Annotated in this window: 10 protein-coding genes; 4 read left to right on the forward strand and 6 right to left on the reverse strand. The window is 75.4% G+C overall.

The features are described 5' to 3' along the window. Positions 1 to 53: 53 nt before the first annotated feature. From C593_RS0121785 to C593_RS0121795, 3 genes are all read right to left on the reverse strand, one after another. A complete protein-coding gene (locus tag C593_RS0121785) occupies positions 54 to 743 on the reverse strand; it encodes a DUF4230 domain-containing protein (protein ID WP_018849436.1) in 690 nt (229 codons plus the stop codon). A 95-nt stretch (positions 744 to 838) separates the two neighbouring features. Next, entirely contained in the window at positions 839 to 1,327 is a 489-nt protein-coding gene (locus C593_RS0121790; protein ID WP_018849437.1) for a potassium channel family protein, read from the reverse strand. A 141-nt stretch (positions 1,328 to 1,468) separates the two neighbouring features. Then, entirely contained in the window at positions 1,469 to 1,867 is a 399-nt protein-coding gene (locus tag C593_RS0121795) for a DUF6221 family protein (RefSeq protein WP_018849438.1), read from the reverse strand. Positions 1,868 to 2,129: 262 nt separating this feature from the next. Here C593_RS0121795 and C593_RS0121800 point away from each other — a divergent pair, with 262 nt between their 5' ends. Next, the gene (locus C593_RS0121800) at positions 2,130 to 2,960 is read left to right on the forward strand and encodes an inositol monophosphatase family protein (RefSeq protein WP_018849439.1); all 831 of its coding nucleotides are present in this window, start codon (positions 2,130 to 2,132) and stop codon (positions 2,958 to 2,960) included. 148 nt (positions 2,961 to 3,108) lie between these two features. Here C593_RS0121800 and C593_RS0121805 read toward each other — a convergent pair whose 3' ends face one another. The 3 genes from C593_RS0121805 to C593_RS0121815 all read right to left on the reverse strand — a co-directional run bounded on the left by C593_RS0121805 (position 3,109) and on the right by C593_RS0121815 (position 6,250). Further along, positions 3,109 to 4,680: a glutamate synthase subunit beta gene (locus tag C593_RS0121805; RefSeq protein WP_026277941.1), complete on the reverse strand. Its 1,572-nt coding sequence runs from the start codon at positions 4,678 to 4,680 to the stop codon at positions 3,109 to 3,111. Positions 4,681 to 4,830: 150 nt separating this feature from the next. Continuing rightward, positions 4,831 to 5,190 carry a PRC-barrel domain-containing protein gene (locus tag C593_RS0121810; protein ID WP_018849441.1) on the reverse strand — a complete coding sequence of 120 codons (360 nt, stop codon included), beginning with the start codon at positions 5,188 to 5,190 and terminating at the stop codon, positions 4,831 to 4,833. Between the two features lie 190 nt (positions 5,191 to 5,380). Beyond that, the gene (locus C593_RS0121815) at positions 5,381 to 6,250 is read right to left on the reverse strand and encodes an SDR family oxidoreductase (RefSeq protein ID WP_486591168.1); all 870 of its coding nucleotides are present in this window, start codon (positions 6,248 to 6,250) and stop codon (positions 5,381 to 5,383) included. A 458-nt stretch (positions 6,251 to 6,708) separates the two neighbouring features. On the opposite strand from C593_RS0121815, the gene C593_RS0121820 reads away from it, so the two are divergent. The 3 genes from C593_RS0121820 to C593_RS0121830 all read left to right on the forward strand — a co-directional run bounded on the left by C593_RS0121820 (position 6,709) and on the right by C593_RS0121830 (position 15,528). After that, complete coding sequence (locus C593_RS0121820) at positions 6,709 to 13,443, forward strand: non-ribosomal peptide synthetase (RefSeq protein WP_078521762.1); 6,735 nt, start codon at positions 6,709 to 6,711, stop codon at positions 13,441 to 13,443. An 88-nt stretch (positions 13,444 to 13,531) separates the two neighbouring features. Further along, complete coding sequence (locus tag C593_RS0121825; RefSeq protein ID WP_018849444.1) at positions 13,532 to 13,804, forward strand: GlsB/YeaQ/YmgE family stress response membrane protein; 273 nt, start codon at positions 13,532 to 13,534, stop codon at positions 13,802 to 13,804. A gap of 308 nt (positions 13,805 to 14,112) precedes the next feature. After that, positions 14,113 to 15,528, forward strand: coding sequence for an MFS transporter (locus tag C593_RS0121830; protein ID WP_018849445.1), 1,416 nt, complete (start codon positions 14,113 to 14,115; stop codon positions 15,526 to 15,528). The last annotated feature ends 253 nt before the right edge of the window (positions 15,529 to 15,781 follow it).

Genomic DNA, 15,781 nt, shown 5'->3' on the forward strand with positions numbered 1-15,781 from the left:
TAGCGGCACTGGCGTGCGTGGCGTCATCCGGGCGGGGATGCGGGCCCGGCGGCTCAGCCGTAGACGACGGTGACGGAGGTGAACCCCAGCGACCCCAGCAGCCCCTCCAGCATGGCGGTGGTGTTCTTCTCCGCGCGGCCGGTCAGATCGCTCTCCCGGGCCGCCTTGCCGATGTGGTCGGCGGCGAGCCGGTGCACCGCGCGTTCGTCGGCCGGGTTGCCGGAGAACAGGTCGCCGAGGCGGTCCAGCAGGCCGCGTTCCTTGGCAACCGTGTACGAGCGGTCCGGGTCCAGGGACGCCGAGCCGAGGCGGGCGTGCGGCAGCCGGATGGTGGCCTCGGTGCGGTCCTCGTTCACCTGGACGTTCTTCTCGCCCAGGGAGCCGAAGTCGACGTAGGCCGACACGCTTCCGGCGCCCACGAACAGGGTGCGGGTGCCGCGGATGGCGTCGGGCAGGAACCTGGTGTCCTTCTCCAGGTCCACGACGACCTGGAAGTCCCCCGCCGCGCCTTCGTAGCGGTCCAGGTCCCGTACGGATTTCAGCAGGGCGGGACCGGTCCGGTCCTCGGTGCGCTCGCCGAAGAGGTCACCGATCCCGCCGAACGGATTGAACGCGGCGACGAGCGCCACCAGCAGGACGAGGCACACGCCCGCCGCCACCACGGCCGCGACCGTACGCCTCGCACCACGCGTCACGGCGTTCCCCGTGCCGGGTTCGCCGTCCTTCCGCAGAAGTTTCGTCATACTGTCCGGTTGCCCACGGGGCGGCCGGATCAGACCGGCCGAACTCGCCCTGTGCCGCGCCGGGTTCGGCAGGCACCGGTGCGGGAGTACGGCGGTCAGCGGTCGCCGCGCTCCGCGAGCAGGCGCTCCACGCGGTCGAACCGCTCGTGCAGGGACCGGAGTTCGTCGCGGGCGGCCCGCTCCCCCTCGTCCGCCATCCGGTGCGCGGCCGCGCCCAGCGCCCGCGCGTCCCGGTGCGCCCGGCCGACGAACCAGGTGGCGATGGCCGCCGTGACCATCCCGAACGTGGTGATCCCGGCGAGCATCACCACCCCGGCGACCACCCGGCCCCAGAGTGTGACGGGGTAGAGGTCCCCGTATCCGACGGTGGTCGCCGTCTCCACGGACCACCACAGGGCCCGGGGGAAGGAGGTGATGCTGGCGCCGGGCGCGCCGCGTTCGGCGGTCACCACGAGGGCGGACCCGGCGACCAGCACCACGACCGTGAACAGCGACACCGACAGCGCCGCCCTGACATGGAAGGCACGCCACCACCGGCTCCCGAGGACCCGGCTGACGACGAGGGCGACGAACGGCTGCTGCACGGGCTGACCTTCGGGCCGTGTGCGGGCGTGAACGGCACGGACACTACCGCCCGCGCACGCCCCAAACGGGCCGACACACACGCCGGCCGCCCGTTCCCGGCCCCTCCCCCGCCTCCCCGGCGGGCCCTTCGCCGTGGGCTCTCAGCGGATGAAGCGCGGCAGCCACCTCGCCTGGTAGCCGGGGTGCCCGGCCCACTCCGCGGCGAGCTGGCGGACGGCGAAGCCGAGCCCCACGGCCCGGCCCGAGTCGAAGTCGGCCGACGGACGGTCCGTGTCCAGATGCGCGACCTCGACGTACTCGCCGATCAGCACCCGGCTGGTCTCGATGCGCGCCAGGGTGCGGGCGGGGTCCTGGAAGGCGATGTGCCGGTCGTAGCCCGCCCCGCGCACGGTGAAGGCGATACCGGAGGTGCGGTCGTGGACCTCGCCCGGCACATCGGCCGGGCAGCGCCAGCTCTCGCCCCCGGCGTCCCGCGCGATCTGCTCCTCCTCGGCCAGCCGCGCCTGGATGAAGGCCACCATGTCTGCGTTGCCGGCCATGTGGGGGTGCTCCCTGTCGCGTCGTGCGGTGTGCGCGGCCGTGCCGCGTGTGTGGTGGTGCGGGGTGTGTGGTGGTGCTGGTCTGTGCAGTGGTGCGGTGTGCGGGTGTGCGTTGTGTGTGCTCGCCCGCCGTGGCGGCGGGGCGGCCCGGGACCGCGGGAGACATTGTGGGGGACCCGGCGCCACGGGATCCAGCGCCCGCGTCCGCCGTCACCCCGGCGGGGTGGCGTGGGGATCTCGCACGGTGTGGTCTGATGGGCGGATGATCGACGAGGGGTTCCCTGCGGAGTGTTCGGAGCGGGTGGCCGCGGTCATCCGCGAGGTGGCCGCCGCCGAGATCCTGCCGCGCCTGCGCACGCTGACCGCCGACGAGGTGGCCCAGAAGAGCGGCCCGCACGACCTGGTGACCGTGGCCGACCGGCTCGCCGAGGAGCGGCTGACCGCCGCCCTCACCGGGCTGCTCCCCGGCAGCACGGTGGTCGGCGAGGAGGCGGTGGCGGACGACCCCTCCGTCTACGGCGCGCTGCGCGGTGACCGGCCGGTGTGGATCGTCGACCCGATCGACGGCACCCGGCCGTTCGTCCGCGGCGAGGCGGGGTTCTGCACCCTGGTAGCGCTGGCCCACCGGGGCGAGGTCCTCGCCTCCTGGACGTACGCCCCGGTGCCGGACACGATGGCCACCGCCGTGCGCGGCGGGGGCGCCCGGCTCGACGGGGCCGCGCTGCGGGCGGACGCGTCCCCGCGCGCAGGTGCGCTGACCGTGGCGATCTCCGATCCGGAGCGCTCGGATCCGGATCAGCGGCGGGCCCTGCTGCGGTTGCGCACCGAAGGGGTCGCGCCCCGGCCGTGCGCCGGTTCCGCCGGGCTGGAGTACCTGGCGGTGGCCCGCGGGACACTCGACGCCACGGCCTTCTGCTGGGAGCACGCCTGGGACCACGCGGCGGGCCTGCTCCTGGTGACGGAGGCGGGCGGCGCTCAGACCACCGCGGCGGGCGTACCGTTCCGCCTCGCGGGCGGCAACGCGCTCCCGTTCACGGTGGCGCGGGACGCGGAGACGGCGGCGGCTGTGCGGGAGCTGCTGACCGGGGCGTGACGTTCCGCCCCGAGGCACGGGCATCGGGCGTGACGTTCCGCCCGGGGGCGGGTGCGGGCCAGGGCTCGGGGGTGGCTCGGGTTGCCGGGCAGGCCCGGGCCACCCCCGAGGGTCCGGGGTGGTGCCCGGGCCAGGGGTCCGGCTGGGCTCAGGCCCTCAGAGGGCGGTCGGTGGGCGTGACGGGGGCGGGCAGCTCCGTCGCGCCGGTGAGATAGCGGTCGGCCGCCGATGCCGCGGACCGCCCCTCCGCGACGGCCCAGACGACGAGGGACTGGCCGCGACCGGCGTCCCCCGCTACGAAGACCCCGTCGGGCACCGGCGCCCCCTCCCCCGTCCCCGTTTCCCCCGTCCCCGGCGCACCGGGCGGGGCCGGGCGGGCGCTGAAGTCCGCGTTCCGGGCGTAGGCGCCCCGGTCGTCCCGGGTGAGGCCGAGTGCCCGGGTCAGGCCCGTCCCGTGCTCGGGCCCGTCGAAGCCCAGCGCGAGCAGGACCAGATCGGCGGGTAGCACGCGCTCGGTCCCGGCGAGCGGCCGGCGCGTCGACGGCTCGACCTCGGTCAGGCGCAGGCCGCGTACCCGTCCCGTGCCGTCGTCCTCGAAACGGAGGGTGGCCGTGGCGAAGGCGCGCGGGTCGGCGCCGTGGCGTCCTCGCGCCTCCTCGTGGGCGTGCGAGATCCGGTAGACGCGGGGGTGCACCGGCCATGGCTCGTCCCCCGGGCGCCGCCCGTCCGGTTCGGGGTTGATGTCCAGTTGGATCACGGTGGCCGCGCCCTGGCGCAGGGCGGTGCCGAGGCAGTCGGAGCCCGTGTCGCCGCCGCCGACGATCACGGTCCGCCGGCCCCGGGCGTCGAGCGGCGCGGGCACGGGGCCGTCGCCGGAGGGCGGTGTGTCCGGCGACCCGTCGCCGTCGCCCCCGGCGGCCCGGTTCGCCGCCGTCAGGTAGTCCATGGCCTGGTGGACGCCGCTCAACTCACGTCCCGGAACCGGAAGTTCACGCCGCACGGTCGCGCCGACGGCCACGATCACGGCGTCATGGACGCCGCACAGCTCCGCCGCGTCGAGATCCCGGCCCACCTCGGTGCCCGGGCGGAACTCCGTCCCCTCGTCCCGCATCTGGGCGAGCCGCCGGTCCAGGTGCCGCTTCTCCATCTTGAACGCGGGGATGCCGTACCGCAGCAGTCCCCCGACGCGGTCGGTGCGTTCGTAGACGGTCACCCGGTGGCCGGCCCGGGTGAGCTGCTGCGCGGCGGCCAGCCCGGCCGGGCCGGAGCCGACGACCGCGACGGTGCGGCCGCTGAGCCGCCCGGGACGCAGCGGGGCGACGAGCCCCCGCTCCCACGCCTGGTCGGCGACGGCCTGCTCCACGTTCTTGATGGTGACCGGATCCGCGTTGATCGCGAGGACGCACGCGTCCTCGCAGGGCGCGGGGCAGAGCCGGCCGGTGAACTCGGGGAAGTTGTTGGTGGCGTGCAGCCGCTCGGAGGCGGCCGCCCAGTCCCCGTGCGCGGCATAGGCGTTCCACTCGGGGATGAGGTTCCCGAGCGGGCACTGGCTGTGGCAGAACGGGATCCCGTAGTCCATGCAGCGCGCCGCCTGCCGGGAGACGAGGGGCAGCAGGGGCCGGTCCCCGTGCACCTCCCGCCAGTCCCCGATCCGCTCGGCGCAAGGGCGCGCGGGCACGGGGCTGCGGGGTGTCGTGAGAAAACCGAAGGGGTCGGTCATCGCGGCCTCTGCATGGCGTTTCAGAGGTTCGACAGGGCCGCTTCCAGCGTACGACGGAGCCCCCGGGCGCCGGGAACGGCGGCCGGGGGCCTGTCCGGGACATCCCGCCCGTGCTGCGTCGCGGGTGCCGCTCGCCGGCCGGCGGGGGGGTCAGTGACGCGGACCGTGCGCGCCGTAGTGGCCGCCGACCCGGTCGTGGTAGTCCCGGTCGCCGAGGTGCTTCTCCTTGTCGAATTCGGGCGCGCTCTTGATCTCGTCCTTGGTCCGCGCGACGTGGATGGTCTCGGCCTCGGTGTCGATGGAGGTGACCGTGCCGGCCGGCAGCAGGACCTCCTTGCCGAAGATCCACACCCCGGTGTCCACCACCAGGTACTGGGAGCCGACGTCGTTGGAGTGCTTGTCGACCTTGCCGATGTGGCCGTCGGTCGCCTCCACCCGGTAGCCGGTCAGGTCCACGTCCGCGGTGTGGCCGGCGGCGGGGCCGTAGTTCCAGATGGCGTCGTTCGTCATGATCGTCCTCCGAGTCGAACCGCTGGGTGGATGGGAGGCCGTCCGCGTCGCCGGGGCGTGCGGTGCGGCCTGGCACCCGGATGTCCGCGCCCGGCGGGGAGAAACATCCTCTTGGGGGTTTGCCGGACCGGATCGGGGGCTCCCCCGCACACCTGCGCGGGAATTCCGCGCCCGGGCGGATGGTGTGCGGTCAGGTGACCCGGTGGGCGGCCCGCCAGTCCGCCTCGCCACCGGGGCCGAGGACGCCCGCGGTCCGGTCGAGTTCGACGGGGTCGAGGCGGGCCAGGCGGGTGCGGGCGACACGCGCCACCAGGGGCGGGAAGAGGGGCCGCAGGGGCTGGACGAGCCGCAGCCAGGCCGGGCAGTGCACACTCGCCGCCCGCCGCTCGATGCCGTGCCGCAGCCGCCGCGCCACCTCTCCCGCCGCCTGCACCCGCCCGGCGAACCGCGGCTGGGCGGCGCGCAGGGCGAGCAGCACCGGATGCTCCCCGATGTCCCGGGTCATGTCGGTGCCGGTCCAGTGGAGGTACGCGATGCCCACGGCGACCCCCTCCGGGGCGATCTCCGCGCGGAGGGACTGCGCGAAGGACTCGGCGCCCGCCTTGGAGGCGCAGTAGGCGCTCATCATCGGCGCGGCCCCGAACGCGGCCGTGCTCGCGATCTGGAGGAAGTAGCCCCGAGTCCGCCGCAGGTGCGGGAGGAAGACGCGCGCGGTGGTGGCGCTGCCCAGCAGATTGACCTCCACGACCCGCTCCCACAGCCCGGGGTCACCGCTTCCGAACGGGCCGGTCGCCGCGATGCCCGCGTTCGCGACGACGACGGAGGCGGGCCCGAGCTCGTCGGCCACCCGGGACGCGACCCGGGCCATGGCCGCGCGGTCGGTGACGTCCACCTCGAAACAGCGGGCCTCTCCCGGGAGCCCGGCGGCCACCCGGGAGAGGGTGTCCATCTCCCGTCCGAGCAGGACCAGCCGCATGCCGTACGAGGACAGCTCCCGGGCGAGGGCGGCCCCGACGCCCCGGCCGGCGCCGGTGACCACCGCCACCCGCCCGTCCAGCACGCCGCCCCGGCCCCGGCTCTGGTCCGCGGCGCGGAGCCCGTGCGCGGCGCCGTCCTCGTGCGCGGCGGTTCCCTTCGGCGTCCGGTTCGTCACCTGTTCCTCACCCGTCCCCGTTCCCGTTCCGGCGGTCTGCACCTGTTTCTCCCGTTCTCTCCAGTCGGCCACGGGCCCGGGTCGAGCGCGACCCCGCCGCGAGCCCCGGCCTCGTCCTCCCTTCCGCGGGGGCGGGGCGGGCGGATGCGGGAACGAGGTCTGCCGGGCGGTCGGGCTCCACGCGTCGGCACCACGTGTGCGGACGTCCGGCGGCCCCCGGTCCGGCGTCCGCCGAGGCCGGGCCCGGGGACGCCGCCTCCGGCAGCAGGGGGCGGCACGCCAAGTGCCGATGGAGTCCGCCCGGCTCAGAGACGTCCTGCCGATCCCCTGGGCGGGCGCGAGACGCCGGAGGCGACGATGGGGGCATGACGCCCCAACGGACCGCTCCTGCCGACGAGATGCCTCCCGCGACCGAACCGAAGGTCCCCGCCCCGCCTCCTCGCCCCGCCACCGGCCACCGCACCCTGCCGGGGGCCGTCGTCGGGATCGTGGCGTCCGTGCTATCGGCGGACGGGCTGACGGCGCAGGACAGCTTCCTCGACCTCGGGGGCACCTCCCTGCACGCCCTGCGGATATGCGCGCGCATACGTGACGAGCTGGGCGTCCGGGTCGACCCGGCGGTCGTCTTCGACCAGGACACGCTGGGCGGGCTGTGCGCGGTCGTCACCGCCGCGCGGGACGGCGGCGGCGCGGCACCAGCTGTCCCGGCGGGGGACGCCGTCCTTGCGGGGGAGGCCGGTGGCCCCGGCCGCCGCGACAACGCCGGGCCCGGGCTGTCCGGGCGTCCGTCCGACGCCGGGGCGGCCGCCGCCCAGCCGCCCGGGCACGACGCGCGGGACGGGCAGGACGGGCGGGACGCGCGGGACGGGCGGGACGCTGCGCCCGCCCACCACCCCCGCGGCGAGGCCCCCGAACCGGGCGGCCGACCGGTCGGGGGGCCGGTCGGCGAAACGGTCGGCGCTCCCGCGGGCGGGCCGCTCGATGTGCGGCTCATCCATGAGGCCGTGACCCACCAGGCGCTGGTGCGGCCGGATGCCGTCGCCCTGGTCTGCGGCAGCGAGCGGATCGGCTACGGGCGGCTGGACGCCCTCGCCGACGCCTGCGCCGCCGGGCTGGCCGCCCGGGGCGTGGGGCCCGGCCACGTGGTGCCCGTCGTCCTGCCGCGCTCGTGGGAGCTGGTCGTGGTGCTGCTGGCGATCCTCAAGTGCGGTGCGGCGTACGCCGCTCTCGACCACCGCTGGCCCGCGGCCCGGATCGCCGGGATCACCGGCGCCCTGGACACCCCGGTCGTCGTCACCCGCACCCCCGGACCGCGCCACTGGGCCCCGGACCTCCGCCGCCCCGGCCCGGCGGCCGACGCACCCACGGAAGTCCGCCCCGGCCCTGCGGGCGACGCACGCACGGGAGACCGCCCCGGCCCGCCGGCCGAAGCGCGCACGGGAGACCGGCCCGTCCGTGCCCGACGGACCGCCGCCGTCCCGCCCACCGCCCCGGCGGCGGTGTTCTTCACCTCGGGCACCACGGGCGCGCCCAAGGGCGTGGTCTCGCCCCACCGGGCCACCACCCGGCTCTTCGCACCGGGGGACGGCGGCCTCCCCGGCTTCGGCCCGGGACGGGTGATGCCCCAGGCGGCGCCGCCGTCCTGGGACGCGTTCGGCCTGGAACTGTGGGGGATGCTCACCACCGGCGGGACCTCCGTGATCGTGCCGGGCGACTACCTCCTCCCGGGCGACCTGGTGGACCTCGTCAAGAACGAGGGCGTGGACACCCTGTGGCTCACCGCCGGGCTGTTCCACCTCTTCGTCGACGAGAACGTGGACTGCTTCAGCGGTGTGGCCCGGGTCCTCACCGGCGGTGAACGCCTCTCGGCCGCGCACGCCCGCGCCTTCCTCGCCGCCCACCCCGGGGTGACCCTCGTCAACGGCTACGGCCCGGTCGAGAGCTGTGTGTTCGTCACCGCGCACACCGTGACCGCCGCGGACTGCGAGCGGCCGGGCGGCATTCCCGTCGGGCGGCCCGTGCCGGGTACGAGCGTGCACCTCCTGGACGGGACCGTGCCCGTGGCGCCCGGCGCGGAGGGCGAGATCTGCGCGGCGGGAGCCGGTCTCGCGGACGGCTATCTGGACGACGAACGGGCCACGGCCGCCGCCTTCGTCACCGTCCCGCTCGACGGAAGACCCACCCGGCTCTACCGGACCGGCGACCGGGGTGTGCTGGACGCGGACGGCGTGCTGCACTTCCGGGGCCGCGCGGACCGGCAGGTGAAGATCGCCGGACACCGGGTCGAGCCCGCCGAGGTGGAAGCGGCGGCACGGCGGCTGCCGGCGGTACGGGACTGCGTCGTCGTCCCCGTGCCCGGGCCCGGCGACACCGATGGATACGACGGCCTCGCTCTCTTCTACACCACCGGCGGCCTGCCGGGGGGCCCGGCGGGTGAGGAGCACGGCGACGGCGGCCCCGACGCCGTGCGCGCGGGCCTGGCGGCCGTACTCCCCCGCTACCTCGTCCCGACCCGCGTCCACCGGCGGGCGTCGCTCCCCCGCACCTCGAACGGCAAGATCGACCGGGCCGCCCTGCCGGCCGGTCCCACCGCGACCGCCCGGCCCGCGGACGGGGTGCTCGCCGAGTACCCCATGTCGTACGAGCAGGAGTCCATCTGGCTCAACGACCAGGCACAGCAAGGCACTTCCCGCTATCTGGAGTCCTGGGTGAACCGGCTGCGCGGGCCGGTGGACGCCGATGCCGTGCGGAGCGCGCTGACCGGGATCGTGGAGCGCCACGAGACGCTGCGCAGCCGCCTGGTCCTGGTGGAGGGCAGACCGGTCCAGCAGGTCCTGCCCGCCGTGCCCGTCGGACTGACCGTCCGGGAGGTCACGGCGGGCGGCCTGGACGCGGCCCTGCGCGAGGCGGTGTCCGGGCCCGTGGCGCTCTCCCGGCCGCCGCTGCTGACCGCCACCCTGCTGCGCCTCGACGAGGACGACCACGTGCTCGCCGTCCGCGTGCACCACGCGGTGATCGACGGCTGGTGCTTCAGCATCCTCGACCAGGAGTTCGGCGCCCTCTACCGCGGGGCCCTGGACGGGAGCCGCCCGCCGCTGCCCGCCCTTCCCCCGCGGTTCGGCCCGTACGCGGCCGCCCGGCGGGCGGACGGCGAAGCGGCCCGCGCGGCGGCCCTCGCCCACTGGCGGCGGAGCCTCGCGGACGCCCCCGAGGAGTCGTCCTTCCCCGCCGACCGGCCCCGGCCGCAGGTGCTCGGCCCCGGCGGCGACCGGACCGAGTTCAGCATCGACGCCGAACTCGGCCGAGGTGTACGCCGGTTGGCCCGCCGTCTGCGGACCACCCCGTTCGCCGTCCTGGCCGCCGCGCTGGCCGTGCTGATCGGCCGGCACACCGGCCGGGAGGACGTGGTCATCGGCACCCCGGTCTCCCACCGGGACACCCCAGGGACCGCGGGCATGATCGCCTCGCTGACCGATGTGCTGCCGCTGCGGCAGCGCCCCGCCGCCGGGTCGTCCTTCGAGGAACTGGTGGGCGCGGCACGGGAGTCGGTCTGGTCGGCCGTGCGCCACCGCGCCCTGCCGTTCAGCCATCTGGTACGCGGGCTGGGGGTGGAGCGCACGCTGAGCCGGTTCCCGCTCTTCCAGGTGGTCTTCGCGCTCGACGACGCGCCCGCTCCGGCCCTCGATCTGCCGGGCGTGGCGGCGGAACGGCTGTACGTCCACTCCGGGACGGCCAAGTACGACACGTTCCTGCACCTGATCCCCGCCGGGGAGGGCTTCCGGGGCCTCTGGGAGTTCTCCACCGACCTGTACGACCCGGCCACCGTGCGCCGTCTCGCCGGGCGCCTGCTCACCCTGCTGGCGAGCGCGGTCGCGGAACCCGGCCGCCCCGTCGGGGATCTGGAGCTCCTGCCCCGGGAGGAACGGGAGTTGCTCGGCCGCTGGGCGGGGACCGCCCCGGCGGCCGAAACGTTCGTTCCCGCGCACGAAGCGTTCCGGCGGCGGGCGCACGAGCGGCCGGAGGCGGTGGCGGTGCGCCTGAGCGGGCAGGACCTGACCTACGGCGAACTGGACCGGCGGTCCGATGCCGTCGCCGCGTGCCTGGTCGCGCGGGGGCTGGCGCGCACCCCGGTCGGCGTCTGTGTGGAGCGCTCCTGGGACCTGCCGGTGGCCGTCCTGGGCGTCCTCAAGGCCGGCGGCGCGTATGTGCCCCTGGACCCGGCCCATCCGGCCGGCCGGCTCGCCCTCGTGGCCGAGGACGCCGGTGTGGGTGCGGTCCTCACCCGGCGGGCCCTGGCCGGGCGGGCCGGACTTCCGGCGGGCGTCGGGCGCTGCTTCCTCGACGAGGTCCCCGAGGCCCCGGACAGGGGCCACGCGGACCGGGTGCCCGTCACCGGGGACGACCTCGCCTACCTGATCCACACCTCCGGCTCGACCGGCCGCCCCAAGGCCGTCGCGATGCCGCACGGCCCGCTGTCCAACCTGCTGGACTGGCAGTCCCGCCGATCCGCCGCCGGCTGGGGCACCCGCACCCTCCAGTTCGCCTCCCTCGGCTTCGACGTCGCCTTCCAGGAGCTTTTCGCCACCTGGTCCACCGGCGGCACGCTGGTCCTGGTCGACGACGAGACCCGCAAGGACCCGGAGCGGCTGCTCGGCCTCATCGGGGCCGAGCACGTCCAGCGGCTGTTCCTGCCCTTCGTGGCACTGCAGCAACTGGCGGAGCACGCCTGCGCCACGGGCCGCCGGTTCCCCTCCCTCACCGAGGTGGTGACGGCGGGCGAGCAGTTGCAGACGACTCCGGCCGTGCGGCGGTTCTTCGCCGCGCTGTGCGAGGCGACCCTGGACAACCAGTACGGGCCGTCGGAGACCCATGTGGTCACCGCCGCGCTGCTGACCGGCGACCCGTATACCTGGCCCGAACTGCCGTCCATAGGGCGGCCGGTGGGCGGTGCGCGCGTCCGGCTGCTCGACCGGCGGCTGCGCCCGGTGCCGGTCGGCGCGGTGGGCGAACTCTGCGTGGGCGGGCCTGTGCTGGCCCGGGGCTACGCGGGCCGGCCGGAGCTGACCGCGGAGAAGTTCGTCCGCACCGACGAGGGCAGGCTCTACCGCACGGGGGACCTGGCCCGGTTCCTGCCGGACGGGCGTATCCAGTGCCTGGGGCGCGACGACGACCAAGTCAAGATCCGTGGCCACCGGGTGGAGACGGGCGAGGTGGAGGCGGTGCTGCGGGCCGTGCCCGGGGTCGCCGACGCCGTGGTGGTGGCGCACGACCCGGGGTCCGGGGCGGGAAAGCGCCTGATCGCCTACTACCTGGCAGGTTCCGGGGGCCCGGCGGCAGACGCGCTCGTGGCGGGGCTGCGCCGGGAGCTGCCCGGTCACCTGGTCCCGGCGCGGTGTATCGCGCTGGACGCCTTCCCGCTGACCGTCAGCGGGAAGGTCGACCGCAGGGCCCTGGCGGCACGGCGGCCCGCCCCCGGCGTGAGGTCCACGCGCACGCCCGGCGGCCCGCGCGGCGGCGGGGGCGGGGCGGCCGGCGGCGCTGCCTGGGCGGGCCCCTCGGACGCGCCCGGCACGCCCACCGAGGCGGCGATCGCCCGGATCTGGTCCGGGCTGCTCGGCCTCGAAGGCGCGGGAGGCAGCGGTCCCGGCGGTCCCGGTGGTATCGGCGGTGCCGGTGGTACCGGTGGTACCGGCGGTCCCGGTGGTATCGGCGTCCGGGACGACTTCTTCGCCCTCGGCGGCGACTCCCTGCTCGCGACCCGTCTGGTCCTGGCGCTCCGCACGGAACTGGGCGCCGCCGTCCCCCTCCAGGCGGTGTTCACCACCCCGACGATCGCCGGTCTCGCGCGCCTGGTCGACGGCACGGACGCCGTGGACGCAGCCGCCGCGACGCGGCCCGCCGCCCCCGCCGAGCCGGACCTGTCGGCGGAGGTGCGGCTCGCCGCCGACATCGTCCCGGCGCCCGAGGTCACCGCCGTGGCCGAGGACCCCCGCGACGTCCTGCTCACCGGAGCGACGGGATTCCTCGGCGCGTTCCTGCTGCGCGAACTGCTGCGCCGGACCCGGGCCACCGTCCACTGCCTGGTGCGCGGACGCGACCGGGCCCACGCCACCGGCAGGCTGCGCGCCGCGCTGGAGCGGTACGGCCTGGGGGACGAGGTGCCCCGGGAACGGATCAGCGTTCTGCGCGGCGATCTCGCCGCACCCCGACTGGGCCTCGCCGAGGCGGAGTTCGACCGCCTCGCCCGTACGGTGGACGTCGTCCACCACGCCGGGGCCTCGGTCAACCTGGTCTACTCCTACGTCCAGTTGCGCGATGCCAACGTCCGGGGCACGGAGGAGATCCTGCGGCTGGCGGCCCGGCACCGGACGGTTCCGGTCCACCATGTCTCCACCGTCGGCGTGTTCGCCCCCGGCGCGCCGGGGGCGGTGATCGGCCCCGGGCACCCGACCGGCCCGCCCGGTGCCCTGGAACACGGGTACACCCGGAGCAAGTGGGTGGCCGAGGGCCTGATCGCGCAGGCCCGTTCGCGGGGACTGCCGGTGTCCGTGTACCGGCCCACCCGGATCTTCGGGGACTCGGTGACGGGCGTGTGCCAGACCGGCGACTTCCTGTGGCTGATGCTCAAGGCGTGCGTCCAGGCGCAGGGTGCGCCGCGTGGTGTGGAGACCGCCTTCGACCTGGTGCCGGTGGACTACGTCAGCGGGGCCGTGGTCGCCCTCGCACGGGAGCCGGGTGCCGCCTCGGGCACCTTCCACCTGGCCGCCGGGCGGCTGACCCGTCTGGACACGCTGGTGGGCCGGCTGCGCCGGGCCGGTTACCGGCTCGACGGCCTCGCCCCCCGGGAGTGGCTGGACCGCGTCCGGGCGGACCCCGGCAACGCGGCCTTCCCGCTGCTGAGCACCCTGGCGGCGGAGACCGAGGGCGCGGGTTCCGAGGGCGGCCTCGTCTTCGACACGACGGCGACGCGGAGTGCCCTGGCGGGCACGGGTGTCGACTGCCCCGTGGTGGACGAGGAGGTGTTCGGCGTGTGCCTGGACTTCTTCGTCCGCTCCGGATTCCTGCCCGGTGCGGCGGACCGGGACGACCGCCGGCCATGATCATGTCGGCGCACGGATGTTTGTTCGGCGCGAAAGCGTGCAGTCGTTGTCCTGACACAGCCTTTACATGTTGAGGACGGAGAACACCATGGGCATCATCGCGTGGATCGTCATCGGACTGCTCGCCGGTGCCATCGCCAAGGCCATCATGCCGGGCAAGGACCCGGGCGGCATCATCATCACCATGCTGATCGGTATCGCGGGCGGTCTGCTCGGCGGCTGGCTCGGCAAGGTGATCTTCGGCGTCGACTCCGTCGACGGCTTCTTCGAGCTCTCCACCTGGATCGCGGCGATCGCGGGCTCGCTGATCCTGCTCGTCCTCTACCGTCTGATCACCGGTGGGCGCTCGCGCCGCGCCTGAACCGGCCCCGGACACGGCGGGCTCGCCCCGCGAACGGCTCCCACCCGTCACGGCATTTGCACGGGTGGGAGCCGTTCGTGCCGCCCCGGGAATCCGGACCCGGGGCGAGAAGGCGACACAGGGAGTGGCCGCCACCGAGCGTGGCGGATCGCGGGACCGGCACGGCACCTGTGCCATCCCCCCATGGTGGCCACGCGCACTCCGGCCCCCTGAACTATGGTGTCCCACCACATACGCCGGTGACCTGTGCGTTCCTACGGTGTGGCGACACACGAAACGTCCCCGCCAACCGCCAGGAAGTGGTGCCGATGTCCTCCCCCGCGACCGCTCCGCCAACGCCCGCCAGCCTCAAGCGCATCGTCGCCGCGAGCCTCATCGGCACCACCATCGAGTGGTACGACTTCTTCCTCTACGGCTCGGCCGCCGCCCTGGTCTTCAACAAACTGTTCTTCCCGGACTCGGACCCGCTCGTGGGCACCCTGCTGTCCTTCCTGACCTACGCGGTCGGCTTCGCGGCCCGCCCCCTGGGCGCGCTGGTCTTCGGTCACTACGGCGACCGGCTCGGGCGGAAGAAGCTCCTGGTGCTGAGCCTGCTGTTGATGGGCGGCGCCACCTTCGCGATCGGTCTGCTGCCGACGCACGCGACGATCGGCTCGGCCGCTCCCGTCCTGCTCACGGTGCTGCGGCTGATCCAGGGCTTCGCGCTCGGCGGCGAGTGGGGCGGCGCCGTCCTGCTGGTGTCCGAGCACGGCGACGCCAAGCGCCGCGGGTTCTGGGCCTCCTGGCCGCAGACGGGCGCGCCGGCCGGCCAGTTGCTGGCCACGGGTGTGCTGGCGCTGCTCACCGCCGTGCTCTCGGACGCGGCGTTCACGGCCTGGGGCTGGCGTATCCCCTTCCTGCTCTCCGGTGTGCTGGTGATCGTCGGCCTGTGGATTCGTCTCTCCGTCGACGAATCGCCGGTCTTCAAGGCCGCGCTGGCCCAGGCGGAGCAGCGCAAGGCGGCCGGCGGGACCGTGGAGAAGATGCCTCTCGTCGCCGTGCTGCGCCACCACTGGCGCGATGTGCTCATCGCGATGGGCGCGCGTATGGCGGAGAACATCAGCTACTACGTGATCACCGCGTTCATCCTCGTCTACGCCACGACCGCGGTGGAGTTGAGCAAGCAGACCGCGCTCAACGCGGTGCTGATCGGGTCGGCGGTGCACTTCGCGGTCATCCCGCTGTGGGGCGCCCTCTCCGACCGGATCGGCCGCCGGCCGGTGTACCTGATCGGTGCGGTGGGCGTGGGCGCGTGGATGTTCCCCTTCTTCGCGCTGATCGACCGGGCGTCCTTCCCGTCCCTGCTGCTGGCCGTCACCGTCGGCCTGGTCCTGCACGGTGCGATGTACGCGCCGCAGGCGGCGTTCTTCTCGGAGATGTTCGCGACGCGGATGCGGTACTCGGGGGCGTCGATCGGGGCGCAGTTCTCCTCCGTCGCCGCCGGCGCGCCCGCGCCGCTCATCGCGACGGCGCTCCTCGCGGACTTCGGGTCCTCGACACCGATCTCGCTGTACGTGATCGCCGCCGCGCTGCTGACGGTCGTCGCGATCGCCTGCGCGCAGGAGACCCGCGAGCGCGACCTGAACGACGTGGAACCGGCGGACCCGGACCCGGCGACCGGATCGCCGCTCTCCGGCCGGACCCCGGCCTCGACCGCCCCGGCGGACACCACGGGCACCCGCTGACGCGCCGCCACCGGCGCCGGACCCCGCGTCGCGCGGAGCCGCTTCGGCTCCGCGCGACGCGGTGTTGTGGGGCGGGGTCAGGGGCTCGGGCCCGGCCGGGAGCCCGGGCTTGGCCCGGGCCGGGCCCGTACGAGCGCGCTCCTGCGGTCACCGGGCCGGAGGCCGGGTGACGCGCGAAGCCTCCCCGGCGAACGCGGGCCCGGCGGCCTCCGGCGCCCGGGCGCGTCGGGCCGCTCGGGGGTCACGCGCGCCC

This window comes from Streptomyces sp. CNT372, assembly GCF_000377145.1.

Bases quoted from the DNA above. Each gene is read 5' to 3' on its own strand.
- C593_RS0121810 (WP_018849441.1), bottom strand. From the start codon at position 5,190: ATGACGAACGACGCCATCTGGAACTACGGCCCCGCCGCCGGCCACACC.
- C593_RS0121825 (WP_018849444.1), top strand. From the start codon at position 13,532: ATGGGCATCATCGCGTGGATCGTCATCGGACTGCTCGCCGGTGCCATC.
- C593_RS0121805 (WP_026277941.1), bottom strand. From the start codon at position 4,680: ATGACCGACCCCTTCGGTTTTCTCACGACACCCCGCAGCCCCGTGCCC.
- C593_RS0121820 (WP_078521762.1), top strand. From the start codon at position 6,709: ATGACGCCCCAACGGACCGCTCCTGCCGACGAGATGCCTCCCGCGACC.
- C593_RS0121795 (WP_018849438.1), bottom strand. From the start codon at position 1,867: ATGGCCGGCAACGCAGACATGGTGGCCTTCATCCAGGCGCGGCTGGCC.
- C593_RS0121785 (WP_018849436.1), bottom strand. From the start codon at position 743: ATGACGAAACTTCTGCGGAAGGACGGCGAACCCGGCACGGGGAACGCC.
- C593_RS0121800 (WP_018849439.1), top strand. From the start codon at position 2,130: ATGATCGACGAGGGGTTCCCTGCGGAGTGTTCGGAGCGGGTGGCCGCG.
- C593_RS0121830 (WP_018849445.1), top strand. From the start codon at position 14,113: ATGTCCTCCCCCGCGACCGCTCCGCCAACGCCCGCCAGCCTCAAGCGC.